Source organism: Quadrisphaera sp. INWT6 (assembly GCF_015390235.1).
In the GTDB taxonomy this organism is placed as follows: Bacteria; Actinomycetota; Actinomycetes; order Actinomycetales; family Quadrisphaeraceae; genus Quadrisphaera.
In genome coordinates this window covers 88,315-106,628 of sequence record NZ_VUOH01000004.1, presented here as the reverse complement: position 1 = coordinate 106,628, position 18,314 = coordinate 88,315, and the positions used below count along the sequence as shown (strand labels likewise).

Sequence of the window (18,314 nt, the reverse complement as noted above, 5' to 3'; positions counted from 1 at the left end):
CCAATCGGGAGGACGAGATGTCAGAAGGTTGGACGCCGGAGGAGGACGACCTCCTTATGCAGGACTACCTTGATGCGCAAAAGGGTGCGGTACTCGAGATTGCTGATCAAGGTCTCATCTCCCTCTCCAACTTGGTCGAGAGCGGGGCGATCGACGTCTCACCAAAGTTCCAGCGCCGGGATCGCTGGAACGCGGAGAAGCAATCTCTGCTGATCGAATCTTTTCTTACGAATATCCCGGTGCCGCCTGTGTACCTCGCCGAAGATGTTGCCCGCCTTGGAAGTTATGCAGTCATTGACGGCAAGCAGCGACTGACGGCCGTTTCCACATTCTTTGCCGACAATCTCGTCCTGCGAGGCCTGGATCGACTCGATCGCCTCAATGGGCGACGATACTCTTCCCTTCCTCTGAGCATCCGCAATTCCCTTTCCATGAAGAACCTAAGGACCACTACTCTTCTCCGCCAGTCAAGTGAGGACCTCAAGCATGAGGTTTTCTTACGACTCAATACCGGAGGAGAGATCCTCAATGCGCAGGAAATTAGGAATGTGGCATACCGAGGCCCTTTGAACGATCTGATTTTCGAACTGTCCGAGAGTCCCTTCTTGCGCGAGCAGTTCAAGGTTATTCCACCCAATTCGCCGGCTTTCAGGCAGATGACCGATGCCGAATTTGTCTTACGTTTTTTTATGCTTCATGCTCATTGGCAGACCTTCCGAGGAGACCTACGCGACGAGCTAGATTCGTACATGGCGAGAAACCGGTTCGCCGATGAGCCAGAACTGAGGAAACTCCGGACCACTTTCAATGACTGCATTGAGGCCGCCGAGGCGATCTGGGGCTCTGACAGCTTCAAGCGTCCTGGGCGTGACCAAGCACTCGCGGGAATGTTTGATGCCCAGATGGTCGCTCTCGCAGGCGTTACAGCATCTGCGAGGCGGAAACTCATCAAGGAACGCGTTGCTGTTCGCAGTCTCTCTGTGCACTTATTCGAGGATGAAGAATTCGAGGAGGCGGTTCGGCGGGCAACCAATACACCAAACCGCGTTAAGTATCGAGTGGGGCGCCTGCTCAGGGTTCTACGGGAAGCAGGTTCGTAGGCAATGACCGCGCATGAGGATTTCTTATTGGGCCTCGCTGCGATGCAGAAGGCAGTCGACGAGCTTGCCGTGCGAGCCCCCAATGACGTTGGGAAGTTTCTGCGACGCGGGCTAACCGTGTCTGGCTTCAATCTGCTCGAAGCGTTCATTATTGGGCGAATCGAGGAACTTGCTGCATACGCCAATAAGGGAAGCACACAATTCTTAGACTTGCCAATCAAGCTGCAGCGGCGTGCCATCACTCAAACTGTAAGCGTCGCAAAGGCCCGCATGTCTTTCGGCAATCCACAGAGCGCCGACCTAAGAGACTTGTCGCGCAGCCTCGGACGTAGCCTTCAAGCCGTTGACCACGCCCTTCACATATCGCCGTTCACTTGGCTCTGGACTGGAAGCAACATGTCCGCCGACGATTACATGACAACACTCAGGTTATTCCACGTCAGCCCTCTAGCGCAGCATATACGAGACTTATTGAGGCGCTTGAATCTTTTACCCTCACTGCCGTCGGGTGCTACATACGACCCGAAAGAAGACCTTCATGAGTTAGCACAGGAGAGGCATCGGTGCGCTCACGATGCCTCGTCCAATGTAACAAGTCTCTGGCTCCGAGCCGCTCCTGAAAGACTGCTCCGCCACGCCATCTGTTTCGAGGCTTTTGCCTCAATTGCGATCCACCAGATTCACGTCGCAGATGCAGATTTTCTTTCAGATGAGAAGTGGATCGAGAGTTCAAAGATATCAATTCGATTCATTCGTCAACGCAAGAAAGATGTCGCGGAATACCGAGAGGGCAAGGACATTGCAAAGCGAGTGCGAAAGGATGGGGATATCTCTGCCTTGATGGCCGCGGCCTGCGCAGAAAAGGTGCCCTTTGAGCTAATTGTGCAACAAGATGAAACGCTGCGTGTTGTAGATTGGGCGATCCCAACCGTGGTTTGAATAATCGATATTCTGCATAGCTACTTGGCAGTGCCCCCATGGCACACACTTCCCCCGCAATCGCAAGGACTGCCCAGGCCTATCGCGACAGCCTCGAGCGAAGATGAGTCCAGCGCATTAACACACCAGTGGTCAAGCACCCAGCATTACGTTAGCCATGCGGGCGATCTCCCTCGTCGCCGGGGACAGCACCGCGCCCCTCCGGCTGACCAGCGCCACCGTGTCGTACAGCGGCTCTGCGAACGGCACCACGTGCAGCCCCTTGGGGAACACCGCCGACTGCGTCACCGCCTTCGCCACGAACGTGTCCCCCAGCCCCCGCTCCACCAGCCGCAGCGCCGTTTCCACGTGCTCCACCTCGATGCTCGCCTCCAGCGACAGCCCCGCCAGCTGCGCCCTCTCGGCCAGCTGGCGGCGAGTGGGGTCGCGCCATCCGTAGTGCGCGTCGTAGAGCACCAGCCGCGCCGCGGCCACATCGGCGATCGACACCGGCGCCGCGCCGCGCGCCGGAGAAGCCGACACCCACAGCACCTCGTCGCGCAGCAGAGGCACCACGTCGAGCCCGTCGTCGTCGACAGGCAGCACCGCGAGCCCCGCCTCAAGCTCGCCCGACACGACAGAGGCAGCCACCTCCACCGAGTTCTGCCCGATGAACCGCGCCCGCACCGCCGGGTACCGGGTGTGAAACTGCTCCACCAGACCGGCCAGGGCGTAGTGGTCGGCGTTGCGCAGCAGCCCGAACGACGCCGTCCCCCCGCCCAGCGCACCGAGCGCCGCCACCGCCCGTGCGCCGGCGTCCGCAGCTGTCACTGCCTGCTCCGCGTACGGCGCCAGCTCGCGCCCCGCCGCCGTCACCACCAGCCGGCGAGCCCCACGGACGAAGAGCTCCCCGCCCGACTCCTCCTCCAGCCGGCGCACCAGCTCCGACACCGACGCCTGCGTCATGCCGAGCTCCCGGGCCGCCCCAGTGAAGCTCCCCGTCCTCAGCGAAGCCAGGAACGCCCGCAGCTGCACCAACGTCACGTCAGCCAGTATTCACAGGGCGGCCCTGTGCTTCGCACAAGACGTCACCCTCTTGTCCTGGTGATGCGCGTCTCCCTAGCGTCAAGGGCGTGCTCTCCACGCCCGCCGTCCTCGCCTCCCTCGCCGGCCGCTTCACCACCCTGAAGGCCCCCGCGGTCGACGCTCCGCCCGCCCAGCACGACCCCGCCGTCGCCAGCCGCGTCCGCCAGATGCTGCTCGACATCGAGGCCGGCGGCATGGACGCCGTGCTCAAGCACGCCGCTGAGCTGGACCGCTGGGACGGCCGCGACGTCGAGCTCTCCCCCGCCGAGGTCGCCGCCAGCGGCGACCAGCTCCCTGATGACCTCCGCGAGGCCATCGAGCTCGGCGCCCGCCGCACCCAGGCCTTCGCCAAGGTCCAGCGCAGCCACCTCGTCGACGTCGAGACCGAGCTCGAGCCGGGCCTCGTCGTCGGCCACCGCTACATCCCCGTCGGCCGCGTCGGCGCCTACCTGCCCGCCGGTCGCTTCCCCCTGACCGCCAGCGCCTTCATGACCGTCGGCGTCTCCAAGGTCGCCGGGGTGGGCGACGTCGTCGCGTGCACCCCGCCGCAGCCAGACGGACGCGCGAACCCGGCGGTCGTCTACGCCGCGCACGTCTCGGGCGTCGACAGGGTCTTCGTGCTCGGTGGCGTGCAGGCACTCGCTGCGATGGCGTTCGGACTGGTCGGCGACGGCCCGGTCGACATGCTGGTGGGCGCCGGCAACGCCTACGTCGCCGAGGCGAAGCGCCAGCTGTTCGGCCGCGTCGCCATCGACCTGCCCGCCGGCCCGAGCGAGGTCGCCGTCATCGCCGACGAGACCGCCGACCCGGTTCTCGTGGCCGCCGACCTGCTCGGCCAGGCCGAGCACGGCCCCACCTCCCCCGCCGCGCTGGTCACCACCTCAGAGGCGGTGGGCAGAGCCGTCGTCGCGGAGATCGACCGCCAGCTCGCCACCTTGGCCACCCGCGACATCGCCGGACCGGCCTGGCGCGACTTCGGCTCGGTGCTCGTCGCCGACGACCGCGAGACCGCCGCCACCCTCATGGACGACCTCGCCCCCGAGCACCTCGAGGTCCTCACCGCCGACGACGGCTGGTACCACGACCGCCTGCGCAACTACGGCTCCCTCTTCATCGGGGAGGCCTCCACGGTCGCCTACTCCGACAAGGGCATGGCGGGCACCAACCACGTGCTCCCCACCGCCGGCGGCGCGAAGCACAGCGCGGGCCTGTCGGTGTCGCGCTTCCTCAAGCCGCTGACCTACCAGCGCGTGACCAAGGAGGCGACGACGCTGCTGGCGAAGGCCGTCCAGGTCATCTCCGACTCCGAGGGCATGGCCGCGCACAGCGCCACCGCCACCCTGCGCTCGGCCCGCTGGGGCGCCTGAGCCTCGGAGCCACCTCTGAACGCCCCCGCCGTCGGTTGAACCGACAGCTCGACGGCGGGGGTCCCAGCACGCGACACCGCCACAGCACCGCACGCCCCAGACCACGACACAGACCACGACTCGGACCACCAGGAGCGCCATGAGCACCAGCACCCCGTCGACGGGCACCCCACCCACGGCGTCGTCCGCGAACCTCAAGCGCGAGCTCAAGGTCGCCGACGCCGCGGCCTTCTCCATCGGCCTCATGGGACCCGTCGGCGTGATGGCCCTCCTGGGCGCCGGCGCGGCGAACATCCTCGGCCCGGGTGCGACCTGGGCGTTCGTCTTCGCGCTCATCGCGGTGTCGCTGGTCGCCTACGGCTTCGTCAAGCTGTCACGCCACATCTCCCACACCGGCTCGGTGTACGCGCTCGTCGGTGTGACGCTCGGCCCGCGCGCAGGCTTCGTCGCCGGGTGGGCCCTGTTCTTCGCCTACGTCACCATCGGCGCTGGCTCGGGCATCGAGATCGGCTTCTTCCTCGACCAGCTGCTGGCCAGCCTCGGCATCGGGTTCAGCATCGACTACGCCATCGTCTTCGTCGCCGTGCTCGCCGTCGTCGCGCTGCTCTCGACGCGCGAGGTGCACGTCATCACCCGGTCGCTGCTCATCGCCGAGCTGGTCGGTGTGGCGCTGGTGACCCTGCTCAGCGTCGTCATCCTCGTGCGCCTCGGCACTGGCACCGCCCCGGAGGGCCGCACCCTCAGCTGGGACTTCCTCGCCCTGCCGCAGGGCACCGACATCACCGTGATCGCCGCGGCCGCCGTCTTCGGCTTCCTCGCCTTCGCCGGCTTCGAGGGCGCCGCCGCCCTGGGTGAGGAGACCCAGCACCCCAAGCGCGACATCCCCCGCGCCCTGAAGATCGCCATCGCCGTCGTCGGCGCGTTCTACCTGCTGTCGATCGTCGCGCAGTCGCTCGGCTACGGGACGGACGAGGCCAGCGTCGCCACCTTCACCGGCGCCGCCGCGCCGTACAACGACCTCGGGACCGCCTACGTCGGGGCGTGGCTCGGCGACCTGCTCACCGTCGCCGCGATCGTCAGCCTCTTCGCCATCTTCCTCGGCACCGTCTCCGCAGCCGGCCGCATCCTCTACGCCCTCGGCCGCGACTCCGGCGGCTCGCGCGGCATCGCCCGCCTCTCCCCCGCTGGCGCTCCCACGACGGCGCTCGCCGTCGCCGGCGGGCTCGCCCTGCTCGTCGTCGTCATCGAGCGGCTGACCGTCACCTCCGGCGCGCTCAACGCCACCTTCTACGCGCTGACCATCGGCACCATCGCCCTGCTCGTCGCCTACGTGCTGGCGACGGCGGGCGCCATCCGCTTCCTCTTCACCGGTGCAGACAAGAAGGCGCCGGCGTGGCAGGTCGTGGTCCCGGTGCTGGGCCTCGCGCTCGTCATCTACACGATCTACCGCAACGCCGTCGGCCTCGACGCCCCCTACAGCTGGTTCCCGTACGTGGTGCTCGCATGGCTGGTCATCGGCGTCGCCATCTCCTTCGCCCCCGGCCTCGCGGGCCGGGTGCGGGCGAGCCTGGAGCGGTCGCAGTCATGACGCGCGTCGTGGCGTGCCAGCTCGCCCCGGTGATCGGCGACCTGGCCGCGAACGCCGAGCTGTCGTCCGCCGCGGTGAGGGCGGCGGTGGACGACGGCGCAGACGTCGTCGTCCTGCCCGAGCTGGTCACCTCGGGGTACGTCTTCGCCTCGCCCGAGGAGGCGAAGTCACTGGCGGTGCAGCCGGACCACGGGATCTTCGGAGCCTGGGCCGCAGCCTGCGCCGCGCGCGGCGGCGGGGCCAGCCCCGTGGTGGTCGGCGGGTTCTGCGAGCTCGGCGACGACGGACTGCTCTACAACAGCGCGGCCGTCGTCGACGCCAGCGGCGTGCGCGCCGTCTACCGCAAGGCCCACCTGTGGGACCGCGAGAAGCTCGTCTTCACCCCGGGCTCCGCAGCACCGCCCGTGGTCGAGACCGCACACGGCCGCATCGCCGTACTGGTCTGCTACGACCTGGAGTTCCCCGAGTGGACGCGCACCGCGGCGCTCGCAGGGGCGGACCTCATCGCCGTCCCGACGAACTGGCCGCTCGTGCCGCGACCGGACGGCGAGCGCGCGCCCGAGGTCGTCATCGCGATGGCGGCGGCGCGCGTCAACCACGTGGCGATCGCCTGCGCCGACCGGACGCGCACCGAGCGCGGGGTCGACTGGAACGAGGGGACGAGCATCGTCAGCGCCGACGGCTGGGTGGTCTCGGCGGTGGGTGCCGGCACCGGGACGGCGCAGGCGGACCTCGACCTGATGGCGTCGCGGGACAAGCGGCTCACCGAGCACGCGCACCTCATGGACGACCGGCGGACGGAGCTGTACGGGGCGGTGGCGCCGACGGTGTGACCGCTCGCTGCTCCAGGAAGTGGCCCCATGGGCGTGATCAGACGGTCACGCCCATGGGGCCACTTCTCGGAGTCGGACGCCCCAGCGCCGAGCGCCGCGCTCCACCAGGTGCGCCAGGGACTGTCGCAGACGGCGGACGCCGTCCCGGCGTCACGGCTGCGTCACCACACGTTGTCGTGCGGCCCGCCTCCCCCACACCGGCGCCGCACCTCCCACCATCGATGGACCCCGTCCGCCGTGGTGCCAGGAGGAGCCACCATGCCGACCCCTGAGGAGTTCGCCCTGGCCTGGGCCCGGTTCTGCTACGTCGACCAGCGCCTCGCCGACGACGCTTGACCACCACGACTGCACAGCGGCGCCCCCGGCCGGCCGCAGCCGACCGGGGGCGCCCCTCGCCGTCCCTACGCCGTCAGCCCCTCGTCGACGCGTCGCGGCCCGCGGCGATCCGCTCGGCCACCCGCCAGGCGTTGGCCATGATCGTCAACGTCGGGTTCGCGCCGGTCCCCGTGGGGAACGACCCGCCGTCCACCACGAACACGTTGTCCGCGGTGTACAACCGGCAGTCGCGGTCCAATACCGACGTGGAGGGGTCGTTCCCCATGCGCGTGGTGCCGTGCTGGTGGGAGCAGTTGCCGGTGACGCGGTCGGGGTAGACCTTCTGGATGCTCGTGGCGCCCGCCGCCTCGAGGATCTCCGCGCTGCGGTCGATGAGGAAGCGCCCCATGGCCAGGTCGTTCTCGTGCGGGGTCAGCGTGATGCGCGCGACGGGCATGCCCCAGTCGTCGACCACCTCGTCGTCCAGGTCGACGCGGTTGTCGTGCTGCGGAAGGTCGTGGACCACCATCGACGCGGCCATCGAGTGGTTGAAGTGCTCCCTGTCGACGCGCTTGGCCTCCGCTCCCCACGCGGGCCGGTCGGGCAGCGACCAGTTGATGGGGAGCGGGATGCCCACCCCCGACGTCGCCATGTGCCCACCGCCGGCGAAGCCGCGGCTGTCGTCGTGCCCGTAGAACTCGAACGAGCTCGCGCTGACGTACCCGCCACCTGCCCAGGCGTAAATCGGGTCGTCGAAGGTGGCGACGGCGGAGCTGAACTCGTGGAACGTCACGTTCCGGCCGACCAGGTCGTTCTCGTTGCCGAGGCCGTGGGGGTGGGCGGCGGAGCGCGACAGCAGCATGAGCCGCGCGGTCTCGACGGCCCCGCACGCCAGGACGACGACGTCGGCCCGCTGCTCGTGCAGGCGCCCCTCGGCGTCCTCGTAGACCGCCCCCGTGGCACGCCCCCGCGCGTCGACGGTGATCTCCCGCACGACGCAGTCGGGCCGCAGGTCGTACCTGCCGGTGGCCACCGCCTGCGGCACGAAGACGTTGAGCGCGCTGGACCGCGTGCCCGACGGGTCTCCGTGCTGCTGGGCGAAGGCGCTCAGGACGGTCGCCGGGCGCCCGTCGAAGGGCTGTGAGAGCGCCGCCTGGGGGGTGGGGAAGCTGTTCCACCCGAGAGCCGCAGCACCCTGGTGGTACTTCTCCGCGTACCGAGACATCGGCATCGGTGGGCACGGGTAGCCCTTCGACCTGAACGACTCGTACCTGTTGGCGCCCGCCTGGCCCGAGACGCCGAAGGCCCACTCCACCGCGGTGTAGTACGGCTCGAGCTCGGCGTAGCTGATCGGCCAGTCGGCGAGCGACGCCCCCGCGACGTCACCGACCACGGAGTGGAACCTGAAGTCCTCCTCCGTGAAGCGGGGCAGCCAGCCCTGCCAGTGGACGGTGCCGCCGCCCACCATCTGCGGGACGGGGCAGAACAGCTGCGTGGTGGCGGGCTCGTCGACGCCGGTGCGGTGCGTGCGGGGGTTGAGGAGCGGGTCGGGCCAGAGGTCGTAGCGGTTGATGCTGGCCAGCTCGTCGCCGCTGAAGGTCTCCTTGGTGCGCCACGGGCCCTTCTCCAGCGCCACGACCCGCAGGCCGTGCTCGGTCAGCACCTTCGCGGCGGTCGCACCGGAGGCCCCGGCGCCGATGATGAGGACGTCGGTCGGGTCGTGGCGGGTCTCGGCGCTCGTCTGGCTGGTCATGACAGCCCCTCCGTGCCGGGGTGCGTGCGGTCCTCGGCGAAGTAGTCGATGGTCGTGTAGCGGCCCTGGTGGACCTCGGCGAGGCTCGCGGGGCCGGGGAAGCCGATGACCTTCCAGCCCACGTGGTCGCGGTTGCCGCCGTAGACGGGGTCGGCGTAGAACCCCTGGCGCGTGTGCAGCGCCAGGAGCGGCACGAAGCCGAGGTCCACCTCCGCGCTGGTCTGCTGCAGCGCCGCCTCGACGGGCGCGCCGTAGAGGGCGACCTTGGCGCGAGCGGCGTCTGCCTCCTGCTCGCGCCCCTGCGGGCGCTCGACCTCGCGCAGGACCTCGTCCTGCTCGTCGTCGTCGAGGTCGACGAAGCGACCCCCACGCCGCTGGGCGGCAGCGTCCAGGGCGAGCACGCCGGCCACGTAGCGGGCGCGCACCACCTCCAGGCGCTGGGTCCACGCGTCCAGCCGGCGGCCGGTGAGCACCTCGAAGCCGTCGCCGTCGGGGGCTGCGTAGATGGACCCCGGTCCGGACAGGTACCTGTCGAGGAAGTCGATGGTGCCGGCCTCGGTCGCCCCGGGGGTGTCGTCGGTGGGGATCATGCGCGCCATCGCCGCGGCGATGGTGGCGCGCTGGTGCTGGTCGAAGAACGTGTCGCTCACTTCCGCCTCGCCAGGGCCACCGCGAGGATGATCATGACGCCGCGCACCACCTGCTGCTGGCTGGTGTCGAGCCCCGCGAGCACGAGCCCGTTGTTGATGAGCCCGATGAGCAGCGCGCCGACGAACGTGCCGATCACAGCACCGGACCCGCCGAACAGGCTCGTGCCGCCCAGGATGACGGCGGCGATCGCGGAGAGCTCGTCCCCGCTGCCCCACTGGAAGCGGCCGGACTCCAGACGACCCGCGTAGAGCATGCCCGCCAGGGCCGCGAGCACGGAGGAGATGACGAGCACCGAGAAGGTGACCCGGCGGGTGTTGACGCCGGTGAAGTCAGCAGCCATCCGGTTGCCGCCGGTGGCCAGCACCTGACGGCCGAAGCGGGTCTTGCTCAGGCCCACGGCGCCGACGGCGACGACGATCGCCATCCACACGAGCAGGCCCGGGACCGGCCCGAAGTTCCCGCCGCCGAAGACCAGGTTGTACGTCGGGTCGAGGATCGGCTGCGGCGCGGAGTCGGTGATCCACTGCGCGACGCCGACGGCGATGCCGAGCATGCCCAGCGTCACGAGGAACGAGGGGATGTTGAGCATGCTCACGAGGGCCCCGTTGATGCAGCCCACCACCAGACCCACGAGCAGGCCGGCGGCGATGCCGGCCACGAGGCCGTAGGAGGAGATCGCCATCGCGGTGACCACGCTGGCCAGGCCCGCGGTGGAGCCCACGGACAGGTCGATCTGGGCGCAGGCGATGACGTAGGTCATGCCCACCGCGATGATCGCGATGATCGCCGACTGCCTCACGATGTTCAGGAGGTTGTTGGTCGACAGGAAGCCGTCGTCGCCCAGCGTGATCGCGAAGGCGGCGAAGACGACGACGAACCCGATGTAGATGATGTAGCGGCGCCAGTCGAGCTGCTGGAGGCGGCCGCCGCCCCGGGTCGGGGCCGCCTGCCCCGCGGCGGTGGGCGGTGACGACGTGGTGGCCATGCTCAGGCTCCTTGCACGGAGAGTTGGAGGGAGTTCTCGTCGGGGATGGCGTCCCGGTCCAGGACGCGGTGCACCGAGCCCTCGCGCAGCACGACCACGCGGTCGCTCACGGCGAGCAGCTCCGGGTACTCGGAGGAGATGACGACCACGCCCATCCCGGCGTCGGCCAGGTCGCGGATGGTCTCGAGGATCTCGGTCTTGGTGCCGATGTCGACGCCCGCCGTCGGCTCGTCCATGACCAGCACCGAGGGGTCGGTCCCGAGCCACTTGGCGATGACGACCTTCTGCTGGTTGCCGCCGGAGAGCCGCCGCACCGCCTTGGAGTCGTCGGCGACCTTGACGCGGAAGCGCTGCACGAGCTTCCGGGCCTCGGCGCGGGCGGCCCGGTCGTCGACCAGCGGCCCGGCGCGGAAGCGGCCGAGGAGCGGGAGGAGCAGGTTGTCGCGCACGGAGTGGTCCAGGACCAGGCCCTGGGCTCGACGGTCCTCCGGGATCATGGCGATCCCCGCGGCGATGGCGCGCCGGGGGTCGCCCAGGCGGACCGCGCGCCCCCTCACGAGCACCTCGCCCGACCGGATCGGGTCGATGCCGAATAGCGCCCTGGCGAGCTCGGTGCGGCCGCTGCCCATCAGTCCCGCGATGCCGACGATCTCACCGGCGGCCACGGAGAAGGAGACCCCCTGCACGCGGGGACCGGCGGTCACTTCGCGCAGCTCCAGCACCGGCGGCGCACCGGTCTCGGTGCCGGGGTGGCCGGCGCGACGCCGGTAGGACATCTCCCCCTCGACGGCCCCACCGACGATGCCCTCGATGACCTCGGCCGGCGTCGTGTCGACCAGACGCTCGGTCATCAGCCGGCGACCGTCGCGCAGGATCGTGATGCGGTCGGCGATGCGGAACACCTCGTCCATCCGGTGCGAGATGTAGATGACCGAGATGCCCCGCTCCTTGAGGCGCCCGACCAGCTCGAACAGCGCGTCGGCCTCGTGCCGCGCGAGGCTGGCCGTCGGCTCGTCCATGATCAGCACGCGGGCGTCCTGGGCGAGCGCCTTGGCGATCTCGGTGAGCTGCCAGTACGCGGTGCCGAGCCTGCCGACGACGGCTCGGGGGTCGACGTCCACGGCCATCTGCGCGAAGACCTCCCGCGCCCGGGCCTCGGCCTCGCGGTCGCGGATGAGACCGCCCGAGACGGGCTCGACGCCGAGGAAGATGTTCTGGGCCACGGTCAGGGTCGGGACCAGGCTGAACTCCTGGAAGACCATGCCGATGCCCGCGGCCCGTGCGTCGTGCGTGCTGCGGATGTCGACCACGCGGCCGTCCACCGAGATCTCGCCGGCGTCCTTGCTGTAGACCCCCTGCAGGATCTTCATCAGGGTGGACTTGCCGGCGCCGTTGCCGCCGGCCAGCGCGTGGACCTCACCCCGGCTGACCTCGAAGTCGACGTCGGTGAGGACGCGCACCGCGTCGAAGGCCTTGTGGATGCCGTGCATGCGCACGGCGGGCGCGACCTCGGACACCTCGGGCGTCTGCGCCATCAGTCGACGTAGGAGTCGCTGAGCTGGGCGGGCGCGTCCTCGGAGTAGACGGTCTTCCACGCCTCCAGGACGTTCTCGTGCGTCACGCCCAGCGAGGGCAGCGCGACGTAGGCCGGCACCTGCTCACCGAGCAGGCTGAGCGCGGCGAGGCGCGCCTCGGTGACGCCCTGCTCGTAGGGGCGCTGCGCACCGAGCCCGACGACGTTGCGGTCCTGCGCCAGACCGATGGCGACGTTGAGCCCGAGGTCCTGCGTGGCGACCTTGAGGTCGTCACGACCGGCGGCGCGCGCCGCCGCGAGCACGCCCTCGGCGGGCACGTCCCACACGGCCCAGATGCCGTCGAGGTCGGGGTTCTGGCTGAGCATGGCCGCGGACGCGGTCTGGGCGTCACCGGCGAAGTCGGGGCCGGCGATGCCCTGCTCGGCGACCACCTCGATGTCGGGGTAGTCCTTGGCGATGGTGTCCTTGAAGCCCTGGTAGCGCTGCTTGGTCACGAAGAAGTCGGCCTCGTGGAAGACCAGGCCGATCGTCCCCTTCCCGCCCAGGGCGCGGGCCATGAGGTGCGCGGAGATGACGCCGTTGCCGTAGTTGTCGGCAGAGACGGTCGAGACGTAGTCCTGACCGGCCACGAAGCCCTGCGGCACGTTGTCCATGAACACGAGCTTCGTGCCCGCCTGGGCCGCGGCGCGGTACGCGCCAGCGGTGGCCACGGGGTCGGTGGGCAGGGACACCATGACGCTGGGCTTGCGCGTCATCGCGTTCTCGATGTCGGAGACCTGCTGGGCAGGGTCGAAGTCCGCGTCGGTGCTGGACACGACCTCGATGCCCAGGCGCCCGAACTCGTCCTGCAGGCCCTTGATCTGCGAGGTCGACCAGTCGTCGCCGGCGTAGTGCATGGCGATCGCGGCCGTGGCCCCGAGCGCCTTCACCTGCTCGACCTGGGCGTCGGTGAGGTTGGCGCTGTCGGCGCTCGCGGGCTCCTCGCCGTTGGGCCCGGTGCTCAGCACCTGCGACTCGACGTCGGCGAGCGAGGCGTCCACCTGCGCGAGGAACGCCTGGTCGACCTCGCCCTGGGGCGCGGAGGCGCTCGTACCGGCAGCGCTGCAGGAGGTGAGCAGGAGGCACAGCGCCGCGGGCAGGGCCGCGCGGCGGACGGCGGTGCCGAGGCGGCGGTGGAGGGTCGGAGCGACCGACGCGGGCAGGACGGACGTGGGCATGGCGGAGGGACCCTTCGGTGGGGGGTGGTGTGCTGCGGCGGTGCAGCGGGGGGGGGGCTCAGGTGGAGGGGCGTCTGGCCGGGAGCTTCAGGCGGCGGTGCGGGCGAGCAGGTCCTGCAGGTGGGAGAGGCTGGCGGCGGCCGCGTCCTGCGGGGAGCCCTCGGCGGAGTCGAGCTCGACCACGATCCAGCTGTCGTAGCCGGTCTCGGTGACCGCGGCCAGGACGTCGGCGAGGTCGAGGTCGCCCTGGCCCAGGGGCAGGAAGGCCCCCGTGGCGAGGTCGATGTCCTTGAGGTGCACGTGCTTGAGGCGGTCGGGGTACTGGCGGACGAGGGCCGCCGGGTCTCCCCCGCCGGCGGCGAGGTGGGCGGTGTCGGGGCAGAAGCCGATGCGGGTGCGGGCCATGAGGAGCTCCAGCTCCGCCGGCGACTCCACGATCGTCGACAGGTGGGGGTGGTAGCTGGCCTCGAGGCCGAAGTCGGCGGCGAGGTCGTCGACCCGGTCGAGGGCGGCGCCCAGGCTGTCGTAGTCGGCCTCGGTGGTGCCCGACGCGCGGCGGGCGCCCCCGCCGACCACCAGCCGCGACGCGCCGAAGCGCTGCGCCAGCTCGCAGGAGCGGCGCAGGCGGGCCATCTCGTCGGGCAGCACGTCCGCGTAGACGAAGTTGGCCCCCGCGTAGACGCTCACGAGCTCCACCTGGGCCGCTGCCAGCGCGTCGAGCAGCACCTCCGGGGTGTTGGCGAGGGCGGCGAGGTTGCCGTCGAAGACCTCGGTGCCCTCGTAGCCGACGGCCCCGATCTGCTGCACGGCCTCGACGACCGACCCGGCAGACAGGTAGTGCAGGTCCTTGATGCTGGTGACGCCGGCCGGGTGACCGACGACGCCTCCCCAGGTGATCGTGTGGTGCCCGATGCGCATCGCGTCCTCCTGCGTACCCGGTGGGACGCCACTGCACCGTGGCGCCGACGACGGACCTGCCCGGCCGGAAGAGGGCACCGCTGTCGCACCTGCGCGACCGGGAACCTCGTCCGCCCAGCTGGTCAGCTGGACCGTCTTCACGAGTGTGAACGTTCGCCCAGCAGCCCGTCAAGCATTTCAGGCGAACGTTCGCCTCAATCTGTCCGTGGCGCGCCGGACGGCGTCAGACCCGGCGGGCCGACTGCCTGACGACCAGGCGGGGCACCGCGGGCGTCGTGTCGACGTCGTCGTCCCCGATCAGCGCGAGGAGGATCTCCATGCAGCGCGAACCCACCACCTCGAACGACTGGCGGACGGTCGTCAGCGGGGGGTGGACCTGCGGAGCGAACTCGTTGTCGTCGAAGCTCACGACCGAGATGTCGCCCGGCACGGACAGGCCGGCCTCGTACAGGGCGCGCAGGAACCCCAGGGCCATCAGGTCAGAGGCGATGAAGATCGACCCCGGCAGCCCCTGGGCGACCATGTCCCGCCCGATCTCGTAGCCGCTGCCACCGGACCAGTCGCCGTGCCGCACCGCACCGGGGGTGATGCCGTGCGACCGGAGCTCGGCCTCCCACCCTCGCAGGCGGACCCGCCCGTCGAGCCACTCCTGGCTGCCCGCCAGGTGCGCGACGTCGCGGTGCCCGAGCTCCACGAGGTGACGGACCGCGAGCCGAGCACCCAGCTCCTGGTCCTCGTAGAAGACGGTGACGCCGACCTGGCTGGTCTCGCCCGGGGCGAGCACCACCACGGGGATCTCCGCCGACGTCTCCTGGGCCACGTGCGCGAGGTCGACGCGCGGGGCGATGACCACCACCCCCTCGACGCCGCGCTCCATGAAGTCGCCGAAGGTGTCGGCCACGAGGTCACGGCTCGGGCCGCTCATGGTGACGACGAGCGCGGTGTACCCCGCGTCGCGCGCGGCGGACTCCACCGCGGTGAGGGTGCTCACGGGCCCGAAGCGCGGCGAGGCATCGGCGATCACGCCGATCGTGCGGGAGCGGCTCGTCTTGAGCGCCCGGGCCGCGTCGTTGCGGCGGTAGCCGAGCCGCGCGATGACCTCCAGGACGTGCGCGCGGGTGGCGCTCGACACGCGGGGGCCGTCGTTGATGACGCGGGAGACGGTCTGGAAGGAGACCCCGGCCTCGCGTGCGACGTCCTTGAGCGACGGCGGTCGGTTCCTCGACATCCTCTGGCCTCCGGCCGGTGCGGTGGGGCGATGCGCAGGTGGTGGTGCTCCACCTGGTCCTCGGCCGAGCGGGCAGGACGCATCCTCCCCCGCCGGCGGGCTCGTCCATCAGGGACCCCGAGAGACCCCGCCAGTCGCACCGCCCCCCGGGCCCGCGCAGTCGCGTCCCACCCCCACAGGTGAGTGCTCCACCCGTGCGACGGAACCACGTAGCGTGACCGGGTGGACTTCCCCGCCACCGCTGGCTACGCCGTGCTCGACCTCGAGACCACCGGCTTCTCACCGCGCACGGAGCGCATCGTCGAGGTGGCCGTCGTTCACGTCTCGCCGGACGGCCGAGCGGGCGCGGACTGGTCGACGCTGGTCCACCCCGACAGGTCGACCGTCGGCGCGACCCACGTCCACGGCATCCGCCCCGCCGACGTCCGCGGCGCACCGCGCTTCGCCGACATCGCCGGCGCGCTGGTCGAGCAGCTGGCCGGCCGGGTGCTCGTGGCGCACAACGCGAGCTTCGACGTGCCGTTCCTGCGCGCCGAGTTCGAGCGCGCCGGCGTGGCGATGCCCGAGGTCGCCGAGCTGTGCACCCTGCGCGAGAGCCGCCTGCACCTGCCCGACCTGCTGAAGCGCAAGCTGGCCGACTGCTGCTCCGCGGCGGGCGTCACGCTCAGCGGAGCGCACTCGGCCCTCGGTGACGCACGGGCCACCGCCGAGCTGCTCGGCTGCTACATCCGCACCGGTGGCCCGAGCGCCCACGCGGCCCTCCTGCACCGGGCGACGACGACGCCGTGGCCGCCCGTCCCGGCTCCGCGGTGGTTCCCCGAGCTGCGGCAGCGACGGGTCGTCGGCGGCCGGGTCGTCGCCTCGCCGCCGCCCTCCCCCGCCGGGGCCGTCTCGGGTGCGCCTTCGGAGTTCCGGCGCTCGGTGGAGGTACCGCGCTTGGTGCCGTTATCAGGTGGTGGGTCGGGGGAGCCGCTCGACCGCCCGCTGCGCGCTGGCGACGCCGTCGTCTTCACCGGCGGCGACCCCGACGTCCGCAGCCTGCTCGAGCTGCGGGCCCGCGAGCGCGGACTGCGGGTGACCAGCGCCGTCTCCGGCCGGACGAGGCTGCTCGTCACCGACGACCCCCGCTCGGGCACCACGAAGGCGCGGCGCGCGCAGCAGCTCGGGACGCCGGTCGCGGACCTCGAGACCGCCGCCGCCCTCGTCGAGGCGCTGCCTGTGGTCGAGCCGCTGTCGCTGGCGGGCCCCGCCGTCGTCGACCTGCGGGCGGTCGAGGAGAGGGCGGCGCAGCTGCGCGCCTGGCGCTGAGCACCCCCAAGCGTCCGCCGGGTCGCCGTCGGACGCGTGTTCGGCGAGGGTGATCAGGTGCGCCTCCCCACGCCCCCTGTCGACCGCAGCGAGGACAGGTCGCGGGTCGTCGCCTGGGTGCGCGAGCACCTGGGTCACCTGTCCAGCGACGAGGTGCGCGCCTCCCCCGTGCGCGGCGGGCAGACCGCCGCCGACACGGCGCTGGCCACCCTCGACCTCACCGGGTACGCGAACCGGCGCAGCAACGTCCTGCCGGAGTCGAGCCGCGGCGCGAGCCGCCTCTCCCCGTACATCCGCCACGGTCTGCTGACCTTGCCAGCGGTGTGGGAGGCGGCGGGCGACGCGCCCTACCGCGACCGGCAGAAGTTCCGCGACGAGCTGATGTGGCAGGAGTACGCCCGCCACGTCTACGCGCGGGTCGGCAAGGCCAACGGAGCGCCGCTGCGCTTCGACGCCCCGGTCCCCTCGCCGGGCTCTCCCCCGCCGGCGGCACCCGTCAGCGCGCAGGACCCGTGGCCGACGCAGATGGCGTGCATGGCCGCCACCACCGCCGAGCTCCACGACGACGGCTGGCTGGTCAACCAGACCCGCATGTGGCTGGCCTCGCAGTGGGCGGTCCGCGCCGGCGCCGACTGGCGCGACGGCGAGCAGGAGATGTACCGCAACCTCCTCGACGGGTCCCGGGCCGCCAACCGCCTGGGATGGCAGTGGGCCATCGGCACCGGGACCGGTCGGGTCTACGGCTTCAGCCGCTGGCAGGTCGAGAAGCGCGCCCCCGAGCTGTGCGCCGGCTGCGAGCTGCGGAACGCCTGCCCCGTGCAGGACTGGCCCGAGGCGCAGTCGGGCCCGAAGGTCGACGGCCCCGACTCCCTCGGCGGCGGCCCCACCGACGCCGGCCCCGAGGACCCGCTGGTCACCGGCGCCCCCGAGGCCGTGTGGCTGACCGCGGAGTCCCTCGGCGACGCCGACCCGGCGCTCTCGGCGCACCCCGAGCTGCCGGCGGTGTTCGTCTTCGACGAGCCGCTGCTGCGGAAGCTCCAGCTGTCGGGCAAGCGCCTGGTGTTCCTCGCCGAGGCGCTGGCCGAGATCGGGGAGGCGGGTGAGCTGGAGGTGCACCTCGGCGACCCGGTCACCGAGCTGGCGGGCCGGCGCCTGGCGACGACGTGGGGGTACGTCCCGGGGTTCAGGCGCCGCTCGGCGCAGCTGGACGTCGTCGCCCTGCACCCGTGGCCCTGGCTGCGGCGCCCCGGCTCGGGGTCGCTCCGCTCGTTCAGCGCGTGGGCGGGCCGCCCGAGCAGCCCCCGCCCGGCGAAGAAGAGCGGCGGCCGCCGCCGCTGACCTCCCCCCTTCTCCCGCGACGATCATGCACGTCTGCGCCACCCCTGAGCAGCGGCGGGCGACCGGGGCCGCGCACCCCACGGGGTTCCGGGTCCGGAGGCTCCGCCCCGTCGGGGCGGAGCGGCGAGACGCAGGAGGGGCGGGACGCCGGTCGGCGTCCCGCCCCTCTGTGGC

Annotated in this window: 15 protein-coding genes; 7 read left to right on the top strand and 8 right to left on the bottom strand. The window is 70.9% G+C overall.

Features of this window, described 5'->3' with window-relative positions:
* The first annotated feature begins 17 nt into the window (after positions 1 to 17).
* The gene (locus tag F1641_RS12880; RefSeq protein ID WP_206691162.1) at positions 18 to 1,100 is read left to right on the top strand and encodes a DUF262 domain-containing protein; all 1,083 of its coding nucleotides are present in this window, start codon (positions 18 to 20) and stop codon (positions 1,098 to 1,100) included.
* A 3-nt stretch (positions 1,101 to 1,103) separates the two neighbouring features.
* Positions 1,104 to 2,039: a hypothetical protein gene (locus F1641_RS12875; protein WP_194906211.1), complete on the top strand. Its 936-nt coding sequence runs from the start codon at positions 1,104 to 1,106 to the stop codon at positions 2,037 to 2,039.
* 132 nt (positions 2,040 to 2,171) lie between these two features.
* On the opposite strand, the gene F1641_RS12870 is transcribed toward F1641_RS12875, so the two are convergent.
* Positions 2,172 to 3,053: a LysR family transcriptional regulator gene (locus tag F1641_RS12870; protein WP_309225630.1), complete on the bottom strand. Its 882-nt coding sequence runs from the start codon at positions 3,051 to 3,053 to the stop codon at positions 2,172 to 2,174.
* A gap of 98 nt (positions 3,054 to 3,151) precedes the next feature.
* Here F1641_RS12870 and hisD point away from each other — a divergent pair, with 98 nt between their 5' ends.
* The 3 genes from hisD to F1641_RS12855 all read left to right on the top strand — a co-directional run bounded on the left by hisD (position 3,152) and on the right by F1641_RS12855 (position 6,892).
* Positions 3,152 to 4,471 carry a histidinol dehydrogenase gene (gene hisD, locus F1641_RS12865; RefSeq protein ID WP_194906207.1) on the top strand — a complete coding sequence of 440 codons (1,320 nt, stop codon included), beginning with the start codon at positions 3,152 to 3,154 and terminating at the stop codon, positions 4,469 to 4,471.
* A 139-nt stretch (positions 4,472 to 4,610) separates the two neighbouring features.
* A complete protein-coding gene (locus F1641_RS12860) occupies positions 4,611 to 6,059 on the top strand; it encodes an APC family permease (protein WP_194906205.1) in 1,449 nt (482 codons plus the stop codon).
* Positions 6,056 to 6,892 (top strand): nitrilase-related carbon-nitrogen hydrolase, encoded by an 837-nt coding sequence (locus F1641_RS12855; protein ID WP_194906203.1) that lies wholly within the window; start codon positions 6,056 to 6,058, stop codon positions 6,890 to 6,892. The genes F1641_RS12860 and F1641_RS12855 overlap by 4 nt, the downstream gene beginning before the upstream one ends.
* Positions 6,893 to 7,301: 409 nt before the next feature.
* On the opposite strand, the gene F1641_RS12850 is transcribed toward F1641_RS12855, so the two are convergent.
* From F1641_RS12850 to F1641_RS12820, 7 genes are all read right to left on the bottom strand, one after another.
* A complete protein-coding gene (locus F1641_RS12850) occupies positions 7,302 to 8,960 on the bottom strand; it encodes a GMC family oxidoreductase (protein ID WP_194906201.1) in 1,659 nt (552 codons plus the stop codon).
* Positions 8,957 to 9,610 (bottom strand): gluconate 2-dehydrogenase subunit 3 family protein, encoded by a 654-nt coding sequence (locus tag F1641_RS12845; RefSeq protein WP_194906199.1) that lies wholly within the window; start codon positions 9,608 to 9,610, stop codon positions 8,957 to 8,959. Before F1641_RS12845 ends, F1641_RS12850 begins: the two co-directional genes overlap by 4 nt.
* Positions 9,607 to 10,596 carry an ABC transporter permease gene (locus tag F1641_RS12840; protein WP_194906197.1) on the bottom strand — a complete coding sequence of 330 codons (990 nt, stop codon included), beginning with the start codon at positions 10,594 to 10,596 and terminating at the stop codon, positions 9,607 to 9,609. The genes F1641_RS12845 and F1641_RS12840 overlap by 4 nt, the downstream gene beginning before the upstream one ends.
* Before the next feature lie 2 nt (positions 10,597 to 10,598).
* Complete coding sequence (locus F1641_RS12835; protein WP_206691161.1) at positions 10,599 to 12,131, bottom strand: sugar ABC transporter ATP-binding protein; 1,533 nt, start codon at positions 12,129 to 12,131, stop codon at positions 10,599 to 10,601.
* A complete protein-coding gene (locus F1641_RS12830) occupies positions 12,131 to 13,348 on the bottom strand; it encodes a substrate-binding domain-containing protein (protein WP_194906196.1) in 1,218 nt (405 codons plus the stop codon). Before F1641_RS12830 ends, F1641_RS12835 begins: the two co-directional genes overlap by 1 nt.
* A gap of 87 nt (positions 13,349 to 13,435) precedes the next feature.
* Positions 13,436 to 14,266 (bottom strand): sugar phosphate isomerase/epimerase, encoded by an 831-nt coding sequence (locus tag F1641_RS12825; protein WP_194906194.1) that lies wholly within the window; start codon positions 14,264 to 14,266, stop codon positions 13,436 to 13,438.
* A gap of 223 nt (positions 14,267 to 14,489) precedes the next feature.
* A complete protein-coding gene (locus F1641_RS12820; protein ID WP_194906192.1) occupies positions 14,490 to 15,494 on the bottom strand; it encodes a LacI family DNA-binding transcriptional regulator in 1,005 nt (334 codons plus the stop codon).
* A 222-nt stretch (positions 15,495 to 15,716) separates the two neighbouring features.
* On the opposite strand from F1641_RS12820, the gene F1641_RS12815 reads away from it, so the two are divergent.
* Both F1641_RS12815 and F1641_RS12810 read left to right on the top strand, forming a co-directional pair.
* Positions 15,717 to 16,802 carry an exonuclease domain-containing protein gene (locus tag F1641_RS12815; protein WP_194906189.1) on the top strand — a complete coding sequence of 362 codons (1,086 nt, stop codon included), beginning with the start codon at positions 15,717 to 15,719 and terminating at the stop codon, positions 16,800 to 16,802.
* A 57-nt stretch (positions 16,803 to 16,859) separates the two neighbouring features.
* Positions 16,860 to 18,140, top strand: coding sequence for an FAD-binding domain-containing protein (locus F1641_RS12810; RefSeq protein WP_309225594.1), 1,281 nt, complete (start codon positions 16,860 to 16,862; stop codon positions 18,138 to 18,140).
* The last annotated feature ends 174 nt before the right edge of the window (positions 18,141 to 18,314 follow it).

What these genes read in the sequence shown, in the direction of transcription:
- F1641_RS12880 (WP_206691162.1), top strand. Translation starts at nt 18, where the DNA reads ATGTCAGAAGGTTGGACGCCGGAGGAGGACGACCTCCTTATGCAGGAC.
- F1641_RS12875 (WP_194906211.1), top strand. Translation starts at nt 1,104, where the DNA reads ATGACCGCGCATGAGGATTTCTTATTGGGCCTCGCTGCGATGCAGAAG.
- F1641_RS12860 (WP_194906205.1), top strand. Translation starts at nt 4,611, where the DNA reads ATGAGCACCAGCACCCCGTCGACGGGCACCCCACCCACGGCGTCGTCC.
- F1641_RS12855 (WP_194906203.1), top strand. Translation starts at nt 6,056, where the DNA reads ATGACGCGCGTCGTGGCGTGCCAGCTCGCCCCGGTGATCGGCGACCTG.
- F1641_RS12850 (WP_194906201.1), bottom strand. Translation starts at nt 8,960, where the DNA reads ATGACCAGCCAGACGAGCGCCGAGACCCGCCACGACCCGACCGACGTC.
- F1641_RS12840 (WP_194906197.1), bottom strand. Translation starts at nt 10,596, where the DNA reads ATGGCCACCACGTCGTCACCGCCCACCGCCGCGGGGCAGGCGGCCCCG.
- F1641_RS12835 (WP_206691161.1), bottom strand. Translation starts at nt 12,131, where the DNA reads ATGGCGCAGACGCCCGAGGTGTCCGAGGTCGCGCCCGCCGTGCGCATG.
- F1641_RS12830 (WP_194906196.1), bottom strand. Translation starts at nt 13,348, where the DNA reads ATGCCCACGTCCGTCCTGCCCGCGTCGGTCGCTCCGACCCTCCACCGC.
- F1641_RS12825 (WP_194906194.1), bottom strand. Translation starts at nt 14,266, where the DNA reads ATGCGCATCGGGCACCACACGATCACCTGGGGAGGCGTCGTCGGTCAC.
- F1641_RS12820 (WP_194906192.1), bottom strand. Translation starts at nt 15,494, where the DNA reads ATGTCGAGGAACCGACCGCCGTCGCTCAAGGACGTCGCACGCGAGGCC.